Genomic DNA, 24,987 nt, shown 5'->3' on the forward strand with positions numbered 1-24,987 from the left:
ACAAATGTATGATTTCTATTGGTCATCTTTTTGTTCTTCTTTCTCTTTTTTGTCTTTTTCCTTTTTCTTTTTTTTCTCCTCTTTCTTTTTTTCTTCTTCCTCTTCTTTTTTCAATTCTTCTTCTAGTTTTTTAATCTCTTTCTCTAATTTTTCTTGTTCTTTCTTCTTTTTCTTTTCTTCTTTTTCTTTCGCTTTTTGTGCCTTTCTTTTAGCTTTTTTTTCAGCTCTTTGTTTTTTCTTAGCAGCTTTTTTCTTTTCTTTTGTTGTTTTTTTCTTGGCTTTTTCGTCTTTTTTAGTAAGGTCGTCTAAAATAGATTTTTGACGAGTTCTACCTCTAGGATTTTCCTGAACGTCTTCAATAGTTTTGCCTTCTTCTAGCTGAGGTTCAGTTTTATCTTTCTTTTTAAAGATACCTTTTATTTTGTCAAACATTCTTCCAAAGAAGCCTTTGTTGTAAGTTTGAACTTCATCATCTTCTATTTTATTTCCAAATTCATCAAGTTCTTCAAACTGATCAACATGTTTATCTAATCTGTAAGAAACTCCAATACTTGCATGATAACCAACAGTTTCTTCTTGGAAAGTAGCTCTAAGTGATGAGTTGATCTGTAAATTTTTATTGAATAAATATGCAGCTCCAGCTCCTAAATTACTTTGATTTTCTTGTTTGTTGAATAAAGCTTGATGTTCTGCAAATCCAGACCACCTTTGATTAAAGTTATACGTTCCAGTAACTACATAAGATAATTCTGGTAAATAACCTCCGATATAATTATAGTGGATATTAGTAACCACATTAAGCTTGTGTGAAAATTCATTTTGAAGTAAAACACCAATTTTAGGAGTAATACCACCTCTAGCATGAAAGTCGTTCAAAACAGAACCAAAATTCAAACCTCCATATACGGCAACATGTGGAATCCATCTTTTCCAATCAAATGAATGTCTTTTTTTCCAACTCCTAATTTCTTTCGATTTATCTTGATATTTAGGTTTGTAAACTAAATATTTTGCTCCCAATGTTAGTTGCCCTAAGCCAAATTGTGTTCTAGTAGACTGAAATACGTTTGTAAAGGCAAACTCATTACTTTGAAAAGATGTTGAAAGATTGAATTCTAATTTTTCATCTAAAGCTCCCATTCTGAAATGTAAATCTAATCCGGTAGCTCTCGGATTACTAAAAATAGGGCTTTGAGCCTCAAATTTTCTATGAAAAATACTAGTCTCCAACTGATAAACTCCAATACCAACACTGTAAGGACTTTCAGAGAATCCAGGTCTATTTGAATTTATAACATCAGTATATTGTGCAAATAAAGGAAATGCAACAATTAGGGGGAGTAAATAAAAAAGTCTTTTCATCATAATCAACACGTACAATTTACAACAGTTACAAACATACAGTAAAAATATCAATCCATTAAGTTTACCAAACTATTAACGCAAGGTTTTAGCTCAAATTGTTATTTTTGAATGATTTTTAGAAAAACTATTAATAAGATACTGCAATAAAAATTATATGGGTTTAATAAAAACACTTCTTATAATTGGTATAATATACTATTCATTTAAATTTTTAGCAAGATTGTTTGCTCCGTATTTAATGAAAAAAGCGATGAGTAAAATGGAGGAGAAGATGAGAAATCAGACTCGCCAAAATACTACAAACGATATTAAAGTAGGAGAAACGATCATTGATAAAAAGCCAAATTCAAACAAACAAAGTGATAAATCAGTAGGGGAATATATTGATTTTGAAGAAATAGACTAACCATGAAACTTACGAAGTATTTACCTTACGTAGGAGCAATTGTATTATTTATAATTGCTTCTTTATTATATTTTAACCCTGTCTTAGGAGGAAAACAAATCAAACAAAGCGATATCACTCAATACATTGGTATGGCTAAAGAAATGAATGACTTTAGAGCAGAGAATAATGAAGAACCTTATTGGATTGGTAATGCTTTTAGTGGAATGCCTTCATATCAAGTAGGGGCAAAGTTTCCAAACGATTTTGTCAAAGAGTTAGATTATTTATTACGTTTTTTACCGAGACCGGCAGATTATTTATTTTTATACTTTTTAGGCTTTTTCTTATTACTTAATGCTTTGAAAGTAGATTGGAAACTTTCTATTTTAGGTAGTTTGGCTTTTGGTTTTTCAACGTATTTGATTATTATTTTTGGTGCAGGCCATAACGCCAAAGCACATACAATAGCATATATGCCAGCTGTTTTAGCAGGAGTTATATATGTTTTTCAAAAAAGATATTTATTAGGTTTCATTGTTACTGTTATAGCTATGGCTTTACAAATAGTAGCCAACCACATACAAATGACTTATTATTTAGGTTTTTGTATCCTAATTTTAGGAATTGTAGAAGCTATAGATGCCTTCAAGAAAAAACAGTTACCAACTTTCGCAAAACAAGCAGGTATTTTAATTGTAGCTTTTGTTATTGGTATAGGAACCAATGCGACTCGTTTATTGTCAACGAAAGAATATGCTAACTATAGTACTAGAGGAAAATCTGAATTAACGATAAATACCGATGGATCTCCTAAAAAGAAAGCGAAAGGTCTTGACAAAGCTTACATAACCGAATATAGTTACGGTATTTTAGAAACCTTTAATCTTATTGTTCCTCGTTATATGGGAGGAGGGACAGTCGAAAAATTAGGAGAAAATTCTAATTTCTATAAAGTATTTGAAGAAAAAGCAGGAAAAAAAGCTGCTGAAGAGTATTCAGAACAAGTTTTAACCTATTGGGGTGATCAACCAATAGTTGAAGCACCTGCATATATAGGAGCAGTAATATGGTTTTTGTTCTTTTTAGGAGTTTTCTTTGTGAGAGGAAAATTGAAATATTGGTTAGTAAGTGCAACAATTTTCTCAATATTGTTAAGCTGGGGAAAAAACTTTTCGGTATTAACTAATTTGTTTATCGACTATGTACCTCTTTACAATAAATTTAGAGCAGTTTCTTCAATACAAGTAATTGCAGAATTATGCGTGCCATTATTGGGAGTTTTAGGACTTAAAGAGTTTTTTAATACCAAAATGGCTAAAGAAGAAAAACAGCAATTATTAATTAAAGCTGTAGCTGTTACCAGTGGTGTAATTATCTTAGGATTATTATTAGCTTTAGCATCTTCTACTTTTGAAGGTTTAAGAGATAGCCAATATCAATACAAAGAATTACCAACATTGATAGATGCATTAATTGCAGACAGAAAATCGATGTTGTATACAGATTCTTTAAGATCTCTAATACTTGTAGTATTATCGGGAGGAATATTGTGGTTCTTCATAAAAGAGAAGGTAAAGTTAATTCCAGTTATTGGATTAACTGCGGTATTAATACTTTTCGATTTACTAAGTGTAGATTTAAAATATGTAAATAAAGATGATTTTACTACAGCAAGAAATGTTCAAAGACCTTTTGTAGCAAACAAAGCTGATAAAAAAATACTAGAAGATAAATCTCATTTTAGAGTAGCTAATTTAACAGCTAATCTGGTAAACGAAGGTCGAACTTCTTATTTTCATAATTCAATTGGTGGATACCATGCCGCGAAGATGATGCGATACCAAGAATTATTTGAATATAACATTAGTAGAGAATTATCTAGTTTAATCAATATTCTTAATAGTAGAGATTCCATTGTAGAAAAGTTAGAGCAGGCAAGCTTTAGTTCACTTAATATGTTAAATACAAAATATTTTATTTTGAGTGATGAAACTGTTTTAGAAAATGATAAAGCGAACGGAAATGCATGGTTTACGTCTAAGTTAATACCAGTAGCTTCTGCTAATGATGAAATAAATATTTTAAAGTCTCTTAATACTAAGAAAGCTACTGTGATTAGAAAAAATGAGTATTCTGGAGTAAATACTTTCAAAAAAGATTCTTCAGCGTCTATTCGTCTTGAAAAATATACACCTAACCATTTATCATATATTAGTAATACAAAAGAAGATCAATTTGCTGTTTTCTCTGAAGTCTTTTATAAGGATGGTTGGAATGCTTATGTAGATGGAAAATTAGAGCCTCATTATCAAGTGAACTATGTTTTAAGAGGTATGCATATTCCTAAAGGAGAACATAAAATTGAGTTTAAATTTGAACCTAAAGTCATTAAAACAGGAAGCAAAATATCGTTGATCTTTTTAGGTTTGTTTGCCTTAATTTCGATTGCTTGGTTTTATTTTGAAAGAAAAAAAGCTACTCCTTTAGATTCTTAATGTAAGCTGAAGGAGTAATATTCATATATTTTTTAAAAACTCTGGTAAAAGCAGAAGCGTTTGTATATCCAACCTCTTCTGCTAAAGCTTGTATTGAATAATTACGATATATTTTTTCATCATTTAATTTCTCTACTATATAATCTATCTTTCTTTTGCTGTAGTACTGTTTAAAAGTTTCATTCTTGTTTTTATTAAAAATGAAAGAAATATAAGTTGAGTTAGTTTGTAAGTCTTTAGCTAAAGTGTTTATAGTAAAATCAGGTTTTAGAAAACTAAGTTCATTATCTATGGTGTTAATTTTAGCTAATATCTTATTTTCTAATTCTTCATCAATATTATATTCAACTTTTTGAGATTCTTTTTCTTTAGAAATTTCAATCTTAATATCTTCTTCTTTCTCTTTATTTTGGATATCAACAATTTTATTCTTGTATTTTTTTCTTTTAAATAGAAAGAAGCTAAAAGCAATAAACAGTATAAGAGCAAAAGTTAAAATAATGTTAGTGTATTTACTTTTTTCACTTTTTAATATTGATTGATTAAGTTCTTTAATTTTTTCGATATCATTATCATATAATAGTTGATACGTTTTATCTTGTTGTAGTCTAGCCTTATCAAATTCACTTAAAGTTAGTTTTGAATACTTATACGCTTTTTTTAGTTGATTTTTTTTGATGTATTGATTAGAAAGAATATCATATCCAGTAATTAAAAAACTTTTACTAAGATTAGGAATTTCAATTAATTTATGCGCATAATAAATAGCAGAGTCGCTTTTCTGTAAATTATGAAAACATATAGCTTTATTCATAAACGATTCTTGTAAATACTCATGACCATTATTAATTTTAGCGTAATTATTTACTAATTCTAATGCTTTTTCATAAGCACCTTTACTAATGTAAACTTCTGTCATTTTTAGAGTATACATTAACTCTGAATCAGGGTGTGGAGGAATAAAAAGTTTTGCATACTTGTATGCTTTATTATAATAGTAGATAGTAGAATCTAATAGTTCAGGTTTTTTTTCGCGTTTGCTTAAAAGTAAATATGTTTTACCAAGTAAATTATTAGCAGCTGCTTTTTTATCTATAATATGATTAAAATTACCAGTATCTATTTTACTTACCTTCTTATTTTCAATATCCTTAATAATATTTAGTAGAATTTTTTTAGAGTCATTTTCTAATTTTAATTCATTTTTAATTAGAGCTTTAGACATGTTAATCGTGACTAAATAATGAAACTTATCAAATTCTGTATCATTTATAGATTTTACATAATCAGAAAATTGTAGAAGTTTATTGTATGCTTTCTCGAATTCTTCTGTATTCTTATAAGTCCAAAATAGTCGATTAAAAACTGCAATTTTTGTTTTAACAACACAGTCGTTTACATTTTTTAATAAAGCTAAAGAGTCTGTTTTTTTTAACAATTTTTCTGTTAACTCTTCTACTTTATCATATTTTTTAAGACGGTAGTTATAATAAATAATAGCATTTTCAGCACTTAATCTTACACACAAGTCTTCAGAATTTATATGCTTTTTAGCATAGTTGTATAGACTGTCTAAATTAGAGCCTTTATAGTGATATACTTTACCATAAAAAATATCTTTAGAGTCGAGTTGTGCTTCACAAAAACAGCATACAAGAATTAATAAAAAGAATAATTTTTCTTTCAATTTACAGCGGATTATTTGGTTTGTTTTTCTTCTTTTTACCTAAGAAGGTTGCATACATTTTATAAAAAGCGCAATATAAAACTTTTCAAACATACCAGAGAAACCTAATTTTGGCCGAGCTAAAAGTCAAAGAATAATTTTCAGGGAAAATAGCAATGGAGGTCGATTTAAGGAGTGTCAATACTCCTTTTTTTATTTTGTAACTTTTGGTGAAGTTCTATTTATAATCAATAGATTTGTTTTCTATTAAACTTTCTTTTAGACAAAGTAAACTTTATTATGAAAATAGGAATGATACTGGACAATGTTTATCCTCCAGATCCAAGAGTAGAAAATGAAGCAATAGAACTTATAAAAGGTGGACATGATGTATTTCTATTCTGTTTAACTTACAACAATCAAAGTTTAAAAGAAGAAGTAAAAAAAATAAAGGTTAGGAGATATAAAAGCTCTAAGCTTGAATATAAATTATCTGCATTAGCTTATACGGTTCCTTTTTATACTATTATGATGAAAAGGAAAATCAAAGATTTTATAATTTCAAATGAAATTGAAGCACTACATTGTCATGATATAAGAGTAGCCGAAGCAGTATTTTCTGCTAATAAAGAATTTAATCTTCCAGTAGTATTAGATTTACACGATAATTTACCGGAAAACATGAAGTTTTATCCACATTTACAAAAATTTCCTGGTAAGTATATCATTTCTCCAAAAAGGTGGAAACAAAAGGAAGCTATTTTTCTCAAAAAAGCTACAAATGTTCTAACGGTATCTCAAGAGTTTGTAGATCAACTAAAGGAAAGGGTGGAAAACCCAGATAAAGTATTGCTAGTACCTAATACAATAAATAAATCCTTTTATGAAAATGCTAAGATAGACGAATCTATTATAGAGCGTTACAAGAATAATTTTGTCGTTTTATATTTAGGAGATACTAATGTACGAAGAGGATTATTAACTGCAATAAATGCTGTTCCAGAACTTATAAAAACTATTCCTAATTTTAAATTAGTCATTGTAGGTTCGAATACTACAGATACAGTTTTGAAAAGTAGAGCTAAAACTTTAGGCGTTAATGATTATATAGATTTTGAAGGTTGGCAAGATTTAACTTTATTTCCATCTTATATTTTAACAAGTAGTATTTGTATTTCTCCATTACGAAGAAGTATACAGCATGATGTTGCTTACGCTAACAAAATCTTTCAATATATGGGATTTGGTAAACCTTTAGTAGTAAGTAATGCCACAGCACAGCAAAAATTGATAGAAAAGTACAATTCTGGATTAGTACATGAAGAAAGAAACAGTGAAGATTTTTCAGAAAAGATACTTACTTTGTATAATGATCAGGAATTACGAGTAAAACTAGGGGAGAATGGACAAAATTTTGTTAGAAATCATTTTGTCTGGGAAATTACAGCCAAAACATTAATCGATTTATATCATAGTTTAAGTTGAAAGTACTAATTGTAACATATTATTGGCCACCAGCAGGAGGACCTGGAGTGCAACGTTGGTTAAAGTTTGTAAAATACTTAAGAGATTTTGGAATAGAGCCTGTTGTGTTCACAGCAGAAAATCCTTTTTACCCTACACTAGATGAAACTTTAATTACTGATGTTCCAGAAGGAATAGAATTAATTAAATGCCCGATTTTTGAGCCAAATAACATTGTAGCTAAGTTTAAGAAAAACGAAACACAACGAAGTGCTGGTTTTCTAGATCCTAATCCATCTCTTATATCAAAATTACTTTTGTATATAAGAGCAAACTATTTTATTCCAGATGCTAGAAAATTTTGGGTTAAACCAGCTGTAAAAATGCTGAAAACCTATCTTTCAACGAATGCAATAGATGCCGTGATAACTACAGGTCCACCTCATAGTTTACATCTTATTGGAAAAAAACTTAAAGAAAGTATAGGAGTGAAGTGGATTGCAGATTTTCGAGATCCATGGACTAGTATAGATTATTTTCATTTACTACCTTTAACTAATGCTGCAAGAAAAAAACATTTTAAATTAGAAGAAGAAGTAGTAAGAGCAGCTGATCAGGTAATTATGGTAAGTAATAACGCTAAGAAAAAATATCAAAGCTTTAATGCTAATATAGCCGTAATTACTAATGGTTTTGACACTGAAAAAGGTTTAGAAACTGCAAAAGAAGAACTAGATAGAAAGTTCAGTATTACACATATTGGAACGATGAATTCTGAAAGAAATCCTATAGCATTTTGGGAAGCACTTACTGAAATTAGTAATGAGAATCCCGATTTTACAGATGATTTAGAACTCAAATTTATAGGTAAAGTAGATGATTCTATTTGGGAAAAAGAAATAGAAACAAGATTCTTTAAAGATGTAAAACGAATAGACTATGTTCCGCACTTAGAAGCCAAACTAAATCAAAGAAAGTCTCAAGTACTTTTAATAGTAGTGAATGATTATCCAAGTGCAAAGGAAATGATTCCGGGCAAAACTTTTGAATATTTACAAGCGAATAGACCTATTTTAGGTTTTGCACCAGAAGATGGAGATTTGGCAGAGATCTTATCAGAAACTAATTCAGGTGTTGCTGTAGACTTTAAAAATAAAGAATTGGCTAAAAAAACAATTCTCAATCTATATGCAGATTATAAAAAGGGTAACTTGCAGTTATCATCAAAAGGAATAGATAGTTTTCATAGAAGAAAATTAACTGAGAAACTATCCGTTATTATTAAAGATTTAATTCAAGATTAATTTGGGAATTATATTTAAACAGTCATTTAGAAATACTTTAGTTATTTATTTAGGTTTCCTCGTTGGAGCTATAAATGCAATAATATTTTACCCTAATATTCTTCAAGAAGAATATCATGGATTAGTTACTTTTTTGCTATCAGCATCAAATTTATTTATGCCTTTAATAGCCTTTGGTGTTCATAACACTATTGTTAAGTTTTATTCTTCTTACAAAACAAAAGCAGAAAGAGATAGGTTTTTATCATCTATTATTTTATTTCCTCTTGTTATTGCACTACCAATTGGTTTTTTTTGGGATATATTTCATGACTTTATCATTTCTCAATTAAATAAAAGTAACGATTCAAAAGTAGAAGATTACACTATGGCAATATATATTATAGCTGTTTGTTGTGCTTATTTTGAAGTTTTTTATTCGTGGGCAAAAGTGCATTTAAAAACGGTTTTAGGAAATGTATTAAAGGAATTTTATAATAGGGCTGCAGTTTTTGTTTTATTATTAGCCGTATTTTTTCAATTGATATCAAAATCTGAATTCATATTTGCATTAACTATATTTTATGTTGTAAGAACTTTAATTATGATGTTTTATGCATTTAAAACGTATTTTCCAAAGTTTGTTTTTTTATTACCAGTTAATACTAAAGAGATTATAAAGTATTCTGCATACATATTTTTAGCAGGTAGCGCCGGTGCTATTATTATTGATATTGATAAATTAATGATACCAGGTAAAGAAGCAATTAAAGCTGCAAGTTATTATGCTGTAGCAGTGTATATAGGTTCTTTTATTGAAGCGCCTGGTAGAGCATTAGGTCAAATTTTACAGCCATTAACCTCGAAATCTTTAAATGATAATAACGAAGAAGAAGTAGACAATCTTTATAAGAAAAGTTCAATAAATTTAATATTAATAAGTGGTTTGTTCTTTCTTTTAGTGAACTGTAGTATTAGCGATTTGTTTAAAATAATGCCAGAAGGTTATGCAGGAGGAGAGTTAGTTGTTCTAATGATTTCATTAGGGAAAATGTATACAATGTCTTTAGGAAACAATAGAGATATTATCAATAACTCTAAATTTTACCGTATGATATTGCCTATAGGTTTTGGAATGGCAGCTTCAGTATATTATTTAAATAAACTCTTTTATTTTTCTATGGATTTTGGTACTGAAGGTTTAGCACTTTCAACATTAATAAGCTTATTTGTATTTAATACGATAAAATTGTGGTTTGTTAAGGCTAAATTTAAAATGAATCCATACACTAAAAAAACAGCTATTATTTCTTTAGTTATAATGGTGTTTTTTGCAACTTTTTATTTTTGGCATTTATCTATTCCAGAGTTTTTTCTAGGTAAAATACCAGTTCATATCATTTTAAATATTTTAATAAAAAGTTTAGTAATTACTGTTTTCTACTTAATAGTAGTTGTAAAACTAAAAATTTCACCACAATTTAATGCTTTGATAAGTCGATTTAGAAGTAAAATTTTCGGATAAAGAAAGACTTGCAATCAAAATTAAATACATGGGGATAGCAAGCCTTTTCTAATTGACTAATTATAGGGAATTATTTCATTTACAAATTTAAAATATAATCGCATTCGTTTGATAAACATAGGTTTATAAATTAAATTGAATACATTTTCTTCCTTATTCTACTCAATTGTACAGGTGTAATATTCAAGTAACTTGCTATTTGATACTGAGGTATTAAGTTTTCTATATTTGGTATTCTTTTCTTAAGTATTTTATAACGATTTGTAGCATCTAACAATGAAAGTCTGTCAAGTCTGTTTTGTAGATAATAAATAGAAACATGATTTAATTTTATGATAAAATTAAAAAGCTCGACACTATTTTGAGCCAAATTGAAAAAGTCATTTAAATCACCAACTAAAAATTTAACTTTGGTTAAGCATTTATAATAGTCGGTAGAAATATGTTCTACAAAGTCTAAACCTGTAAGGTTTATAAACACATGCTTTTCAAATAAAATAGCTCTAATGTACTCTTTATTTGCTTTTTCATCTTGTGAATAATTCGCTATAATACCATCAACTATGATATAAAATTTCTGATTTTTTAAAGGATCAACCTTAATTACTTCATTAGTAGAGAATTCTTTGAAGCTTAATAAATTATTAAATTTATCTATAGATTCTTGCGATATATCATTCATGTATATCTTACAAAAGTCGTGTACAAAAGTATCTTTCATTTATTGAGAGTACATTTTTTTTCTAATTCTACTTAACTGTACAGGTGTAACGCTCAAATAGCTTGCAATCTGATATTGAGCAATTAAATTTTCAATATTAGGGATGTTATTTTTTAAAGCTTGATAACGCTGTGTAGCATCCATAAAAGATAATTCATCAATTCTTTTTTGAGACCTAAGAAGTGCGTCTTCAAGTATTCTGTTGTAAAGAACAGACAACTCGTGGTTTAAGTGAGTTTGTTTGATGAATTCTGGATAACTACCTTGGTATACGACACAGTCAGATAAACATTTGTAGTAGTTTACACTTCTGTTATCATCTTTATCTAATGAAGAAATATTAGTAAATATAGTTTTATCGTTGTGAATGGCTCTTATGTATTCTTTCTCGCTTATTTTATCTTGTGCGAAACTACCAACAATACCAGATTTTATAATATAAAATTTATTGGCCTTAGATTTATTTTTTATGATAATATGATCTCTTGGGTATTCTTTTAAAGAAATAAAACTCGAAAATAACGTTATAGCCTCGTCTGAAAGATCGTTTACATACGATCTTAGCAAAGATGTTATTAAATCAATTTCCATACGGTTAAAAATTGAAGTTATACTGGGGTTAATGTTTAAATGTTCGTATCTTCAAGATACGTTAATGCATTAGGACCTTCCATAAATAGAAGGTCTAAAATAGATAAATTAGGAATAAACCCATGCTTATGATCAAACATTTGGGTATATTCTTTAGTTGCTACAAAAACACCATTCTTTGCGATTGCTAATTCCCTATAATCGTTAAGTGAAGGTGTCATTTCATACGTTTTTGTCTTTGAGTATTCTTGAGAAATTTGCAAGGCATCAGTTACAAATAAATACGTATCGATATTTAAATCTACTAAATATACGTAATTTTTACTAAAGATATTAGAAATGTCATCTTCAAAGAATTCGAAGTAGGGAGATGATTGGTATGCTGTTTTTATTGATTTAAAATGTTGACTTTGCCAAGGAAAGTCATTTTCAATGAGTGTGTCTTTCGTTTTTTTTCTTCCTGAAGTACTTTTAAGATGTTTTACAGGAACATTTAAAGATAATTTACCATTCGCTCCATAAATGTAACATCTGTTTCTGTACGTTTGTTTTTGGAAATTATCCTCTTGTTCAAAAATAATTCCATCAGATTGTAAAATGGCCGCATATTGGCTGATAGGTGAAAAATATGTAGGGATGAAAAGACTCAAATTATTTTGCTTTTTTCTTTTTTGGCATAAAAACAAATCCTAAAATAGCCAAAGCAGCTATTATACCTAACCAAAAATATGACTTAGATTCTCCATTAGTAACCGTTGTAAACATTCTATCCCAGCGAATACTTCCTGTATCTTTATCATAACTAAACCAAACCATTACAGGAGTACCAATTACATGATCAAAAGGAACATAACCCCATGCTCTAGCATCTAAAGAGTTTTGTCTGTTATCTCCCATCATCCAATAATAATCTTGTTTAAAAGTATACGAATCTGTTTTCTTTCCGTTGATGTATATATCGTCTCCAAAAAATGTTAATTCATTTTTCTCGTATTCTTGAATAATTCTTTTATAAAAAGGAATACTTTCTGCATTTAAAGCAACTGTAGCTCCCTTTTTAGGAATATAAATAGGCCCAAAATTATCTATAGACCAAGGATATTTTGGATTATGCGGGAAAATTCCATCATCATAATATCCTTTTGGACGATTAGATTTTTCGATACTTTTTACTTTTGGGTTTTTCTTTAATGCTGCTGCTTCTGCATCTGTTAATGTTAGATAAAACCTTCCATCATTAAATACTTTTGCTTCTCTAATATTATAGCGCTTTAAATCTCCAGGAGATAGTTTTTCTCCATTAGTATCTACAATAAAATTCCATTGTGGCTTAGCACTTTTAGGAAGTACAGTTCGTTTTCCATTAATATAAATGTATCCATCTTTAATTTCTAAACTATCACCAGCAATACCAACACAACGCTTAACTAAGTTTGTTTTTTTGTCGATAGGCTTGTAATAATTTCTGTCAGAAGTAAGAATATTCATATTTCTTAACGTATCTGCCGGCTGACCAAAAACTACAATATCATTTCGTTTAATCTTTTTTAAACCAGGTAACCTCATGTAAGGTAATTGTAGCTTATTTATTAAAGAATTATTTCTATTCTCATAATCATCGCTAAATACGTAAGATTTAGTTCCTAATCCAGGAATACTATCGTGAATCATTGGTAGAGAAACTGTAGTCATGGGAACTCGAGAACCATAATGAAACTTACTTACAAACAAATAATCTCCAACTAATAAAGTTTTCTCTAAAGAAGATGAAGGAATTACATAAGGTCTGATAAAGTAGTTATGAACTATGGTAGCCGCAACTATTGCAAATGCGATTGAGCTTACCCATTCACCAGCAGTTGTAGGTGCTTTTAAAGCTCTTTTTTGATCATATTGCGGGTCGTTGAAATATGAAATATAAAAGATATAGAATCCTAAAGTAGCAATTACTAAAATCGAATCTTTTGTAGATTTAAATCCAAAACTACGACAAGTTTCTATCCAAATTACAGGAAACATGATAAGATTTACTGTAGGTACAAATAATAATATAACCCACCATTTAGGTCTTTTTAAAATACCCAATAAAACTATGGCATTATATACAGGCACTGCCGCTTCCCAAGCTTTTCTTCCTGCTTTAACATATAATTTCCAAGTTCCTAAAAAGTGGATGAATTGGATAATTAAAAATAAAATAAACCATCCTGTAAATGACATAATTTCTCTAGTTTAGTTTTTATCAATATTAAGACGCAATCTACATTTTTTCGTTAAAATAGCTAGTCTACTTTAACCAATGTTTAACACATCTTTCATGGTGAACACTCCTTGCTTATCTTTTAACCATTCTGCTGCAATAACAGCTCCTAAAGCAAAGCCTTGTCTGTTATGAGCTGTATGCTTAATTTCTATAGCGTCAACTACAGAGTTGTAATTAATTGTATGTGTGCCAGGAACGTCAGGAGTTCTTACTGCAGTGATTGGAATAACTTCTTCAGAAGCTTCTCCATTTAACTCCCAAGATTTTCTTTCAGAATTTTCAATAATTCCTTCAGCTAAAGTAATGGCAGTTCCACTTGGTGCATCAAGTTTTTTGGTATGATGAATTTCTTCAATATCAACTTTATATTGATCTAAAGCACTCATCATTTTTGCTAACTGATTGTTAAGTTCGAAGAAAATATTTACACCCAAACTAAAGTTTGACGCATAGATAAATCCCCCGTTATTTGCCTTACAAATTTCTAAAGCATCCTCATATTTGTCAAGCCATCCTGTAGTTCCAGAAACTACAGGGATGTTGTTCTTAAAACAATTTGTAATATTATTATAAGCAGCGTTAGGAATACTGAAATCTATGGCTACATCTGCGGTTGTAATATCGTAACTTTTCTCTCCATTATCTCTAATTACGATTTCATGACCTCTTTGTTGGGCAATTTTTTCTATTTCTTTACCCATTCTTCCGTAACCTAATAAGGCTATTTTCATTTTAAAAAGTATATTTTAAGGTTAAACCTACCTTTGGTGAAGCATCATAAGCGTCTCTACTTGGAATAGCAGTGGGACTGAGAGATAAATCGTCACTATCGTCAAATTGTATTAAATGTGCAGTTACACTAGCCTCTACTATTTGTAAAACATATATGAGTACTGTGGTTAATAACGATAAATCTCTATTTTGTCTTAGTTGACGCTGTGCGCTTTCTAATCCTGCAGTTGAAATAATTTGAGTTCCATCTGCTAAAGTAAATTCATCTTGTAGTCCGGCACTTCGTTGTCTGAAGGCAGTTCTAAATCGATCATATTCATTACTATTATCAATAAAGAAATAAATACTAGTTGCCATTCCTCCGTAGATTAAAGGCAATTGCCACCAATATCGATTGTTATAAATTTGTCCTGCTCCAGGTAAAATTGCTGAATAAAATGCAGCTTTTGAAGGAGAAAGCGGATTGTATTGAACTTTAGGCGATCTTAACTGTAGCTGAGATACTTGTTGTACCTTGGTAGAATCTTTTTGTGCGTAAGTATGAATACACACGAAAAATAATATTATGTAATAAAGTTTTTTCAATTCTATTTTAGCAAATCTTTTATTCTATTAAAATCTTCTAACGAAGTAAAAGGAATAGAAATTTTACCTTTTCCATTATTTCCTACAGTAACATTAATTTTAGCATCAAAAAATTGATTAAAATCTTGGATACTATTTGTTATTGAAGATGGTAATGTTTTTTTCTTGCTCGCTTTGGCTAAATTTCCAGATTTTAAAGCTCTTACTAAATCTTCTGTTTGTCTTACTGATAACTTATCACGTAAAATTTTCTCATAAATTTTAAGTTGATCAGAAGGATTTTCAACATTAATTAAAGCTCTACCATGTCCCATTGAAATAAATGCGTCTCGCATTCCAGTTTGAATAATTGGGTCTAACTTTAATAAACGTAAATAGTTAGTAACTGTCGATCTTTTTTTTCCAACTCGAATACTCAGCTTTTCTTGAGTAAGTTTTATTTCATCTATTAATCTTTGATAAGATAAAGCGACTTCTATTGGATCTAAGTTTTTTCTTTGTATGTTCTCGACTAACGCCATTTCTAGCATTTCCTGGTCGTTAGCTATACGAATATAAGCTGGTACTGTAGTATTACCAACTAATTTAGAAGCTCTAAAACGTCTTTCTCCAGAAACTAATTGAAACTTATCTTCAGCAAGTTTTCTAACAGTAATAGGTTGAATAACACCTAATTCTCTAATAGAGTTTGCTAGTTCTTGTAGCGCATCTTCATCAAAATAAGTTCTTGGTTGAAAAGGATTTACTTCAATTAGATTTAAATCAATTTCAATAATACTACCAACAACTTTATCGGCATTTTCATCTGAAGCAGAATTTACTTCTGCAGTTTCTTTTAACAAAGCTGATAATCCTCTTCCTAATGCTTGCTTCTTGGTTGCTTTTGCCATTTTATGAGTTCTTATTTATAATTTCATTTGCTAAGTTAATATAATTTACTGCACCTTTACTTGTGGCATCATATGAAATTATACTTTCTCCGTAACTAGGAGCTTCACTTAAACGTATATTTCTGTGAACTATTGTTTCAAAAACCATTGAGTTAAAATGCTTTCTTACTTCATCTACTACTTGATTAGATAAACGTAATCTGGCATCATACATGGTTAATAACAGTCCTTCTATTTCTAGTTCTTTATTATGTATTTTTTGAACACTCTTTATGGTGTTTAGTAATTTTCCTAAACCTTCTAAAGCAAAGTATTCGCATTGAATAGGTATAATTACAGAATTAGAGGCAACCAAAGAATTCAACGTGATTAAACCTAAAGAAGGAGCACAGTCAATTAAAATATAATCATAATCATCTTCTAGTTCCTTTAAAGATTTTTTAAGCATGTATTCACGCTCAAGTTTATCAACTAATTCAATTTCGATGGCAACTAAATCAATATGAGCAGGAACTAAATCTACATTTGGAGATTCTGTTTTAACAATAGCTTGTTTTACAGAAGCAGTGTGTTCAAGCACTTGGTAAGTACCAATCTCAACACTATCTACATCAATACCTAACCCAGAAGTAGCGTTTGCCTGAGGGTCTGCATCAATAAGTAAAACTTTTTTTTCTAATACGCCTAAAGCAGCGGCTAAGTTCACAGAAGTTGTAGTTTTTCCAACTCCTCCTTTTTGATTTGCTATTGCAATGATTTTACTCATACTTTTCATGTATTTACCGAACGTAAAAATACAATTATTTATGACTTATTAAATACTAAAATATTAACAAAAAAAATAAACGGCGTTAAAGGATTTCTTCCCTGTTTTTTTTGAAGGGGTTTTCACTTTTTTAAATAGGATTTAACATGAGAGTTAAAATTCAGGTGGAGAGTATGTTTGCGGTGTTGTTTTAATGAATAAACGAATAACAATTGTTTTAAAAAGGATTGATCAACCTTAAAAACGCGGAAACCGAAAAGCGTGAGAGTAGGTGAAAATTAAGATAAATTAAATTATAATGAAAAAAGTATTTTTATTAATCATGATAACTATCATGGCAATAGGATGTAAAGAGGAAGAGGTTGTAACCAATTTAGAACAAGAAGAAATAGCATTTCAGCAAAGAGATGAATATGATATTTTAGAGTTTAAATCTTTCGATGAGTTGGGAGCATATATAAAAGAAAAGAATAGTGCTAACTTATTAGAAGAGGCAAAAGAATCTGCCAAAGAGAAAGGTTTTTTATCATTATTGTTATTGTATAATATAAGTGGTGAGGAAGCTAAAGAATTAGGAATTGAAAGAACAGAATTACCAGCTGTAAAGTCTAATAGTTCATTATTTCTATCAATTTTGAATAAAGATGGAGAAGTGATTATAGATGATAAGATTTATAGAATTGATGAAGATTTTGTATACACATACAGAGCTGGTTCAGGAGATGAGATAAATGATTTCAAAGAAAAGTATAGAGCTGGAAAAATTGAAATTAAGAGCGAAGTAGATTACCAATACAGTAAAGGTTTGTCTGTTTTTAAGTATAAAAGCAAAAAGATTGAGGCTAGAACTACTCAGTTTGGTAGTGTAAATATTAATAATAATGTAAGATTAAGAGGAGCAGTTTTTAATGAAAATCTTGGGTTCATTAATTTTGTAGGAGGTTCTACTTGGGTAGAGAGAAGAATTTCTTTTTGGTTCTTTTCTTTCTGGGTACCAACAATTTCAGATAATTCTTTAAACTACGATTTATTAGTTGATGTAAATCCGTATTCAGGAGCACCTTCTCAAACTGTGGCTACTGGTGGTAGTTGGAACGGTACAAATTATTTTACCACTCAAATAACATTATTTAATTTCGGTACAGCTTCATATTCAATTAATTCAGGAGGTTCATTACATGAAACATATTGGGGAACTAGTCCAACAGGAAGTTTCCATGATATATTCTTTACTTTTTAAACTATGAGAAAGTAGTATTATAGAACATTGTTTTTATTAAATTTTTAATAATAATTGTTAGCAAAGAGTCTTGGTAATTTATCAAGGCTCTATTTTTTGTCTAAAGAAAAAGATTAAAACTCTAAAAGGAAAAAACCTGTTTTTCAAAATACTACAATAAAGTTTAGTTTATTGTTTATTAAGGTGTTACTGCCTTTTTGTGTAGTGTTTGAATACAGGTTGGTTTTTACTTTTGAGGTGTTAACAATTCCTAAGGCTAAGGGTAGACCGAAAATCAATTGAAGTCATAAAAAGACAATTGAATATTTAAAAACCAATAAAATTTAAACGATGAAAAAAATTAAAACTTTAAAAACAGCATTTCTTTTTTTAGTAATAGCGACAATTCCATTTTTAAATTCTTGTTCAGATGAGTCTGAGATGTCAGAAATCGAAGCTCAAGAAAGTTCATTTTTAGGGAAGTTTACAAAAGAAATAACTATTTATGATACTGCAAAAGCGAATTCAGTTACATTAGAAGTTGGATCAAATGATGCTTCGGTTTTAGATTTATGGAGTGAAGAAAGCTTTGAATTAAACATATTATCAAAATCAGAAGAAGTAATCGAATTAAATCCGGGTGATGAAAATAATGCTTCAGATGATGACACGAATGATGATGTAGGAGCTGAAATTTCATATAGAATAATAAGAAAGAATATCGTTGATACGAATAAAAGATTAATATTAACTGAGAATCCACCTTACAGTGATGATGTAAGAGGTTGGAAATATTCAACATACTATAGTGAAGCTATCGATGGAAACACAGTAACTGTTAATATTTTTGGACATAACTTTTGGAAAAGAGGATATTACAGTGTGAGTTACAAAAAAACTTCTTCAAGTGGATGGAGCACTATTGCAGGTGAGTGGACTAGAATTAAAAGAAATGAAACAAAATCTTTTACAAGAACTCCTTGTTATCACATGAAAGCAAGAAGAAAATATAAAGGTTCTAATAATTCTGTTACTATTGAGTTTGAATACTAAGAAACAACAAAACAAGAAGCCAAGAGTAAAGTTACTCTTGGTTTTTTTAGTTTTTGCAGTTCATATATCTCATATAAAATCTCAGAATTTGAAAGAGGTGAAATATGCAGAAGCTTTACAGATTTTAAAGAAAACTGAAGTTCCTAAGAGAATTCCAGTTATTGCAATTTTAGATGCGCCAATCCAACTTGAATTATTTGACGAGAATATAATTTGGAAAAATTCAGAAGAAATTCCAGGAAATGAAATTGATGATGATAAGAATGGTTATATAGATGATGTTTTTGGATGGAACTTTTCAGATCATTCAAATGATGTTACTAATAAAAATTTTGGTAATTGGCACGGAACACCTGTGTTTAGTATAATAAAGAGTTTCTTACATCAAAAATTAGCTAAACAAAGATTAGTTAAGGTTATGAGTTTGGTAAAAGGAAATTCTATTCAAGAAATTGAAGAATCTTTGGCTTACATTCTTGAAATGAGAAAAAGATATAATGAAACTAATGGTAAAGAGGGAGCTTTTATAGTTGCCGTAAATTGTTCTTGGGGTAAAAATGGTTTATGGAACTATAATAATAAGCAATGGTGTAGTTATTATGATTTATTAGGTGAACAAGGTGTTTTAGTTGTTTCTTCTGTTCCTAATGAAGATGTAAATGTTGATCAAATAGGAGATATGCCATCTACTTGTTTAAGTGATTTTCTATTAACTGTAACTAATATACATAATGAAAGTTCTGGATTAGAATATGCTGCTTTTGGAGAAGAGTCTGTTGATATAGCAGCTCCAGGTGAACGAAGTTTTACATTATTAAATTCTGGAGACTTTGGTTTTTTCGATGGAACTTCAGCAGCAGCACCTTATGTAACAAGCGCTATTGGTCTAATGTATCAAATGTATTTTGAAGATTTTGATAATGATATTCAGGAGAATCCTAAAAAAGTAGCATTGTCTATTAAAGATTTTATCTTAAAAGGGATTGATAAGATTGATTTTTTACAAGATAAGACAACATCAGGTGGGAGTTTAAATATGTATAATAGTATTAAACTATTCTACGATTACTACAATAAAGAAAGTAAGATGGATCAAATTACTTTAGATTTTGTTTCCTTGTATCCTAATCCGTCTGATGATTATGTTCATGCTTTAGTAGAGTCAAATATTGAAGAAGAAGCTTATCTGAATATTTTCGATCTTCATGGAAGGAGAATAAGAAGAGAAAAATTTCAACTGAAAACGGGTGTGTATTCTTATGAGTTTTATGATGTAATTTTTCAACTTACCCGAAATATTTATATGATTACAATTGATACCGCTTCTGGAAGGTTTTCTAAAAGCGTAAAATTTATCAAAAAATAAAAAAGAGATTAGTTTATAATCTAATCTCTTTTTTGAATATTGTTTTTGGAAAAAAAATTATCCATTTAACATAACTGGCATAACTAACATCGTTACATGCTCACCATCTTCAGTTCCATCTATTGGAGTTAAAATTCCAGCTCTATTTGGTAAACTCATTTCTAATTGAACATCATTAGCGTTTAAGTTGTTTAACATTTCACTTAAAAAGCGAGAATTAAAACCGATTTGCATATCATCACCTTGGTAATCGCAGTTTAAACGTTCATCAGCTTTGTTTGCATAGTCTAAATCTTCAGCGGAAATATTCAACTCAGTTCCAGCCATTTTTAAACGGATTTGGTGAGTCGTTTTACTAGAGAAAATAGAAACACGCTTCACAGAGTTTAAGAAAGAAGCTCTGTCTACAGTTAATTTATTAGGATTTTCTTTTGGAATTACAGCTTCGTAATTTGGATATTTCCCATCAATCAAACGACAAACTAATACAACATTATCAAAAGTGAATTTAGCATTAGTGTCATTATATTCTATAGTTACATTTTCTTCAGAACCTCCAAGTATACCTTTTAAAATTGTTAAAGGCTTCTTAGGCATAATAAATTCAGCAGATTTATCAGCAGAAACGTCAGTTCTTGTGTATTTCACTAATTTGTGAGCATCTGTAGCTACAAAAGTTAATTCTTTAGAGTTAAATTGAAAAAACACCCCACTCATTACAGGTCTTAAATCATCATTACCAGCAGCAAAAATCGTTTTAGAAATAGCTGTAGATAATACATGAGAAGGAACATCTGTACTACTAGGTGAAGGTAATTCTATAGCTTTAGGAAATTCTTCTCCGTCATAATAAGCCATATCATATTTTCCTTGTTCAGAGCTAATTTCAATAGTATTTTCTCCTTCAGTCTTAAAAGTTAAAGGCTGATCAGGAAAAGTTTTTAATGTATCTAAAAGTAAACGAGCATTAATTGCTATGGAACCCGTATCTGTACTTTCCACATTTACAACAGCGCTCATTGTAGTTTCAAGATCAGAAGCAGAGGCTTTTAGTTGATTTTCTGAAAGTTCAAATAAAAAATTATCTAAAATAGGTAAGGTGTTATTACTGTTAATTACTCCACCTAAAATTTGTAGCTGTTTTAGTAAATGTGAGCTAGATACAATAAATTTCATTGTTTTTTTCTAAAGAATTTGATGTACAAAGATATTCTATTCCGTTAATTTTAAAAATTATTTTATCAACACTTTTGTTGTTATTGTTGATTAATTAAAAAGATAATTAATAGCAATGCTACCATAAAAGTTTCCGTTAGGTACATTTATGCTTTTTAATTTCTTGGTATGGTGTATAATAGCGTATTTAAAATTAAATCTATTAGCAGTGAATTTAAACCCGATTTCTGTAGTAAGTACAAATGGTTTAAGCTCGAAAGTAACAGGATTATTATCATTTAAAAAACTTCCCTGTATTGTAGCATCATATATAGCGTATCGAAGCATTGGATTTATGTAAAAAAAGGTTTCAATTTCATTATTAAAATTGGTTACTTCATTGTTTAAATTGCTATTAAAAGCGATACTGTTAGCAAGGTCTTGTATTGGTTTTATTCCGATTCTAGACAAAAAACCTGTAGAAATATCAGAAAAAACAGTCCCTAAATTTCCTGTGTTTACCCAGTTTAAATCAATATATTTTGATGTAGTTAGTTGTTTGGTAAATTCTGCATTAAAATTCAGAGCAAATGCATCTTGAATTTGGTATTTCCATCCTGTAGCTGGATCGAAACCATAAATATCATGTACAAAATTCATAGATTCCTTACCAAAAGCAGAAGGGCCAATTACACCAACTTCAGCATTAATTCGGAATAAAGATTTCTTTTTGAAAAAATAACTTATACCAAAACCACCATACAAGTATCCAGCAAAAGGTCTGTCATGTTCTCTTAGAAATCTAACATTGGCCTTAAAAGGCGAGTATAATTTTTGTCCAATCTGAAAATTATAAATTTTCTTTACAACTTTCTCTGATGCTTTAGTGCTTAGGTAAGAGTAGTTTAGAAAAGCTCCGTTAGTATAATATCGATCTTGATAAAAAGATATGTACAAATCATTATCATTTACAAAGCTAAACTGTTTTGAATACTTTTTCTGACTATAGCAATTAATGATTACAAAAAATAATAAAATCAATTTTTTCACTAGACGAAAATAACAAAAAAAACATATAACATTCTAAAGTAGAATTTATAATTTAGTAGTAGTTTTAATTTTATATGGATAAAAAAGGGAAAATAACAGCACAAGATTTTTTGAATATTAAAAGTAATGAGGAATTGTTGACTCTTATTAAAGATAAGAAGATACCTTTTAAATCTGTTGAGAAAGATTTGATCTACGAAAAAGAGTTAAAAGATCTTCAGGTTGAACTTGTGAAATTACAACAATGGATAGCAAAAAATAAAAAACGTGTAGCTGTTATTTTTGAAGGAAGAGATGCGGCTGGAAAAGGAGGGAATATTAGAAGATTCATGGAACATTTAAATCCAAGATCTTCTCGTTTGGTCGCATTAAATAAACCAACGGAAGTTGAGATGGGACAATGGTATTTTCAGCGTTACATAAAAGAGTTACCTAATCCAGGAGAAATTGTCTTTTTTGATAGAAGTTGGTATAATAGAGCTGTTGTTGAGCCAGTAATGGGGTTTTGTACTGATGCGCAATACAGAAAGTTTTTAGTTCAAGTACCAGAATTTGAACACATGTTGTATGAAGATGGGGTAGTAGTAATTAAATTTTGGTTATCTATAACCAAAAAAGAACAGTTAAAACGCTTTGAGGCTAGAATGGATAATCCATTAAAGCATTGGAAGTTTAGTCCTGTAGATAAAAAAGGTCAAGAGTTATGGGATAAGTATACCTATTATAAAGGAGAAATGTTCTCGAATACACATACTACTTATTGTCCTTGGACTATCATAAAAACTAATAGTAAAAAAACGGCTAGGTTAGAAGCAATGCGTCATGTATTATCTAAGTTTGATTATGAAGGAAAAGAAGATGCAATGACATATTTAAATCCAGATCCAAATGTAGTAATGCGATATTACAGATCTGTAGTTCAAAACGATTAAATTTTTATGGAGAATAAAAAAAGTTCTAAAATAGAATTGTCAGCGATTGATGCAGAAAAGTTAAGTTCTAAAGAAGGACTTAAAGCTATACTTTCTAGAGAACCTTATAATATTGAAAAAGCTTTAAGATATGTCAATTATCTAAATAAGTTAGAAGAGTTACAAGTTGAGTTGATACGATTACAAACTTGGGCAATTGAACATAATGAAAGAATTATAATCTTATTTGAAGGTAGAGATGCTGCTGGGAAAGGTGGTGCTATTAGAAGGATTACAGAGCGAATAAATCCTAGGCATATGCGAATAGTTGCATTACCAAAACCTACGGAAGAACAAGAGACACAATGGTATTTTCAGCGTTATGTTGAGCAATTTCCAAAGGCAGGGGAGCTGGTTTTATTTGATAGAAGTTGGTATAATAGAGCAGTAGTAGAACCTGTGAATGATTTTTGTTCAGAGCAGGAATATAAAATTTTTATGAAGCAGGTAAATGGATTTGAAAAGATGATTTTACAATCAGGAATTCGTTTGGTAAAAATTTACATGTCTATTTCTAAAAAAGAACAGCAAAAACGTTTCGATGATATTAAAAATGATCCGCTAAAGCAATGGAAAATGACTCGTGTGGATGAAAGAGCTCAAGAACTTTGGGATGATTACACGGTGTATAAAAAGAAAATGTTTAAAAAAACCAATACAGAGCTGTCTCCTTGGAAAGTTATAAGAGCAAATAGGAAAACTGAAGCTAGAATAGAATGCATAGAGCACATTCTTGATAGTATTCCTTATGATAAAAATACAGAGATATAGATGAAAAAAGATTACTTTTTATGAAAGTAATCTTTTTGTTTCTTCAAATATTAAAAACAATTCACCAGCTATTCTTTTGCTGGTTTCTAAATATTTTTCATTTTGTGAATCTGTATTGTCAGCTACTTTAGGATCTGTATAAGGTAAATGAAACCTATGAATTGCATCTGGAATAAAAGGGCAATTTTCGTCGGCATGATCACAGGTTGTTATAGCTATGTAAGGATAATCATTGTCTTCATTATCGTAAGTTTTAGAAAATCCCTTAATCGTTTTTTTGGCTCCTTTAAATGAAATTAAATACAACGGATTTTGATGAGAAAAATCTTCTACACTAAAATCAAAACTTGTTTTTTGTAAGCATTTTACAGTGTTTCTATGAAAAGCAGTGGTTTCAGTTCCGCCAGAATAAGCAAATATGTTTTCTAGCTTAAAGTATTCTGTAGCGAAAAAAGACCAAACTTGTGCCATTTGGCTTCTTCTAGAGTTGTGTGTGCAAATAAAATTTAAGTTGATTTTATCTCTGTCCTCTAATTCTTCTACAATCTTGTCTGCTATTGAATACAATAAATCTTTCCTCTCTTCTGAAACAATTAAATCTTTTCTAGCATCTTCAAAAAAAACTTTAGTTTCGAAATTAGTAGTTTTTATCATTAGTTTAATAGTGT

At 29.5% G+C, this 24,987-nt stretch carries 23 protein-coding genes; 10 read left to right on the forward strand and 13 right to left on the reverse strand.

Annotation, left to right across the window (positions count from 1 at the left end):
- Positions 1-15 precede the first annotated feature (15 nt).
- On the reverse strand, positions 16-1,365 hold the full coding sequence (locus AQ1685_RS07205) for a transporter (RefSeq protein ID WP_175577901.1): 1,350 nt from the start codon (positions 1,363-1,365) through the stop codon (positions 16-18).
- A 154-nt stretch (positions 1,366-1,519) separates the two neighbouring features.
- On the opposite strand from AQ1685_RS07205, the gene AQ1685_RS07210 reads away from it, so the two are divergent.
- Complete coding sequence (locus AQ1685_RS07210; RefSeq protein ID WP_095070780.1) at positions 1,520-1,771, forward strand: DUF4834 family protein; 252 nt, start codon at positions 1,520-1,522, stop codon at positions 1,769-1,771.
- A 2-nt stretch (positions 1,772-1,773) separates the two neighbouring features.
- Positions 1,774-4,248, forward strand: coding sequence for a YfhO family protein (locus tag AQ1685_RS07215; protein WP_095070782.1), 2,475 nt, complete (start codon positions 1,774-1,776; stop codon positions 4,246-4,248).
- Here AQ1685_RS07215 and AQ1685_RS07220 read toward each other — a convergent pair.
- Positions 4,229-5,935, reverse strand: coding sequence for a helix-turn-helix domain-containing protein (locus AQ1685_RS07220; protein WP_095070783.1), 1,707 nt, complete (start codon positions 5,933-5,935; stop codon positions 4,229-4,231). The genes AQ1685_RS07215 and AQ1685_RS07220 overlap by 20 nt on opposite strands.
- A 279-nt stretch (positions 5,936-6,214) precedes the next feature.
- Between AQ1685_RS07220 and AQ1685_RS07225 the strand changes: the two genes are divergently transcribed.
- The 3 genes from AQ1685_RS07225 to AQ1685_RS07235 are packed head-to-tail and all read left to right on the forward strand — an operon-like array spanning position 6,215 to position 10,186.
- Positions 6,215-7,399 carry a glycosyltransferase family 4 protein gene (locus AQ1685_RS07225; RefSeq protein WP_095070785.1) on the forward strand — a complete coding sequence of 395 codons (1,185 nt, stop codon included), beginning with the start codon at positions 6,215-6,217 and terminating at the stop codon, positions 7,397-7,399.
- Positions 7,396-8,682: a glycosyltransferase family 4 protein gene (locus AQ1685_RS07230; protein WP_095070787.1), complete on the forward strand. Its 1,287-nt coding sequence runs from the start codon at positions 7,396-7,398 to the stop codon at positions 8,680-8,682. The genes AQ1685_RS07225 and AQ1685_RS07230 overlap by 4 nt, the downstream gene beginning before the upstream one ends.
- Before the next feature lies 1 nt (position 8,683).
- A complete protein-coding gene (locus AQ1685_RS07235; protein ID WP_095070789.1) occupies positions 8,684-10,186 on the forward strand; it encodes a lipopolysaccharide biosynthesis protein in 1,503 nt (500 codons plus the stop codon).
- Between the two features lie 130 nt (positions 10,187-10,316).
- On the opposite strand, the gene AQ1685_RS07240 is transcribed toward AQ1685_RS07235, so the two are convergent.
- The 8 genes from AQ1685_RS07240 to AQ1685_RS07275 form a co-directional block, all read right to left on the reverse strand.
- A complete protein-coding gene (locus AQ1685_RS07240; protein WP_157730140.1) occupies positions 10,317-10,907 on the reverse strand; it encodes a Crp/Fnr family transcriptional regulator in 591 nt (196 codons plus the stop codon).
- Positions 10,908-11,498 (reverse strand): Crp/Fnr family transcriptional regulator, encoded by a 591-nt coding sequence (locus AQ1685_RS07245; RefSeq protein ID WP_095070795.1) that lies wholly within the window; start codon positions 11,496-11,498, stop codon positions 10,908-10,910.
- Positions 11,499-11,533: 35 nt separating this feature from the next.
- A complete protein-coding gene (locus AQ1685_RS07250) occupies positions 11,534-12,148 on the reverse strand; it encodes a WbqC family protein (protein WP_095075022.1) in 615 nt (204 codons plus the stop codon).
- A gap of 1 nt (position 12,149) precedes the next feature.
- Entirely contained in the window at positions 12,150-13,718 is a 1,569-nt protein-coding gene (gene lepB / locus AQ1685_RS07255) for a signal peptidase I (RefSeq protein WP_095070797.1), read from the reverse strand.
- 72 nt (positions 13,719-13,790) lie between these two features.
- Positions 13,791-14,492 carry a 4-hydroxy-tetrahydrodipicolinate reductase gene (gene dapB / locus AQ1685_RS07260; protein ID WP_095070799.1) on the reverse strand — a complete coding sequence of 234 codons (702 nt, stop codon included), beginning with the start codon at positions 14,490-14,492 and terminating at the stop codon, positions 13,791-13,793.
- A gap of 1 nt (position 14,493) precedes the next feature.
- Entirely contained in the window at positions 14,494-15,078 is a 585-nt protein-coding gene (locus AQ1685_RS07265) for a DUF5683 domain-containing protein (protein WP_231970260.1), read from the reverse strand.
- A 2-nt stretch (positions 15,079-15,080) separates the two neighbouring features.
- The gene (locus tag AQ1685_RS07270) at positions 15,081-15,968 is read right to left on the reverse strand and encodes a ParB/RepB/Spo0J family partition protein (RefSeq protein ID WP_095070803.1); all 888 of its coding nucleotides are present in this window, start codon (positions 15,966-15,968) and stop codon (positions 15,081-15,083) included.
- Between the two features lies 1 nt (position 15,969).
- The gene (locus AQ1685_RS07275) at positions 15,970-16,734 is read right to left on the reverse strand and encodes a ParA family protein (protein ID WP_095070804.1); all 765 of its coding nucleotides are present in this window, start codon (positions 16,732-16,734) and stop codon (positions 15,970-15,972) included.
- A 298-nt stretch (positions 16,735-17,032) separates the two neighbouring features.
- On the opposite strand from AQ1685_RS07275, the gene AQ1685_RS07280 reads away from it, so the two are divergent.
- The 3 genes from AQ1685_RS07280 to AQ1685_RS20490 all read left to right on the forward strand — a co-directional run bounded on the left by AQ1685_RS07280 (position 17,033) and on the right by AQ1685_RS20490 (position 20,372).
- On the forward strand, positions 17,033-17,974 hold the full coding sequence (locus AQ1685_RS07280; protein WP_157730141.1) for a hypothetical protein: 942 nt from the start codon (positions 17,033-17,035) through the stop codon (positions 17,972-17,974).
- Positions 17,975-18,304: 330 nt separating this feature from the next.
- On the forward strand, positions 18,305-19,006 hold the full coding sequence (locus tag AQ1685_RS07285; RefSeq protein WP_095070807.1) for a hypothetical protein: 702 nt from the start codon (positions 18,305-18,307) through the stop codon (positions 19,004-19,006).
- Positions 18,996-20,372 carry a S8 family peptidase gene (locus AQ1685_RS20490; RefSeq protein WP_157730142.1) on the forward strand — a complete coding sequence of 459 codons (1,377 nt, stop codon included), beginning with the start codon at positions 18,996-18,998 and terminating at the stop codon, positions 20,370-20,372. Before AQ1685_RS07285 ends, AQ1685_RS20490 begins: the two co-directional genes overlap by 11 nt.
- 57 nt (positions 20,373-20,429) lie before the next feature.
- On the opposite strand, the gene dnaN is transcribed toward AQ1685_RS20490, so the two are convergent.
- Together dnaN and AQ1685_RS07300 are read right to left on the reverse strand one after the other, a co-directional pair.
- Positions 20,430-21,548 carry a DNA polymerase III subunit beta gene (gene dnaN, locus AQ1685_RS07295; protein ID WP_095070810.1) on the reverse strand — a complete coding sequence of 373 codons (1,119 nt, stop codon included), beginning with the start codon at positions 21,546-21,548 and terminating at the stop codon, positions 20,430-20,432.
- A 90-nt stretch (positions 21,549-21,638) separates the two neighbouring features.
- Positions 21,639-22,577: a lipid A deacylase LpxR family protein gene (locus AQ1685_RS07300; protein WP_095070812.1), complete on the reverse strand. Its 939-nt coding sequence runs from the start codon at positions 22,575-22,577 to the stop codon at positions 21,639-21,641.
- Positions 22,578-22,651: 74 nt separating this feature from the next.
- Between AQ1685_RS07300 and ppk2 (AQ1685_RS07305) the strand changes: the two genes are divergently transcribed.
- On the forward strand, positions 22,652-23,509 hold the full coding sequence (gene ppk2, locus AQ1685_RS07305) for a polyphosphate kinase 2 (protein ID WP_095070814.1): 858 nt from the start codon (positions 22,652-22,654) through the stop codon (positions 23,507-23,509).
- 6 nt (positions 23,510-23,515) lie between these two features.
- Positions 23,516-24,319: a polyphosphate kinase 2 gene (ppk2, locus tag AQ1685_RS07310; RefSeq protein ID WP_095070816.1), complete on the forward strand. Its 804-nt coding sequence runs from the start codon at positions 23,516-23,518 to the stop codon at positions 24,317-24,319.
- 18 nt (positions 24,320-24,337) lie between these two features.
- On the opposite strand, the gene AQ1685_RS07315 is transcribed toward ppk2 (AQ1685_RS07310), so the two are convergent.
- The gene (locus AQ1685_RS07315; RefSeq protein ID WP_095070818.1) at positions 24,338-24,973 is read right to left on the reverse strand and encodes a low molecular weight phosphatase family protein; all 636 of its coding nucleotides are present in this window, start codon (positions 24,971-24,973) and stop codon (positions 24,338-24,340) included.
- Positions 24,974-24,987: the final 14 nt, after the last annotated feature.

The sequence above is a fragment of the Tenacibaculum jejuense genome, assembly GCF_900198195.1.
In the GTDB taxonomy this organism is placed as follows: Bacteria; Bacteroidota; Bacteroidia; order Flavobacteriales; family Flavobacteriaceae; genus Polaribacter; species Polaribacter jejuensis.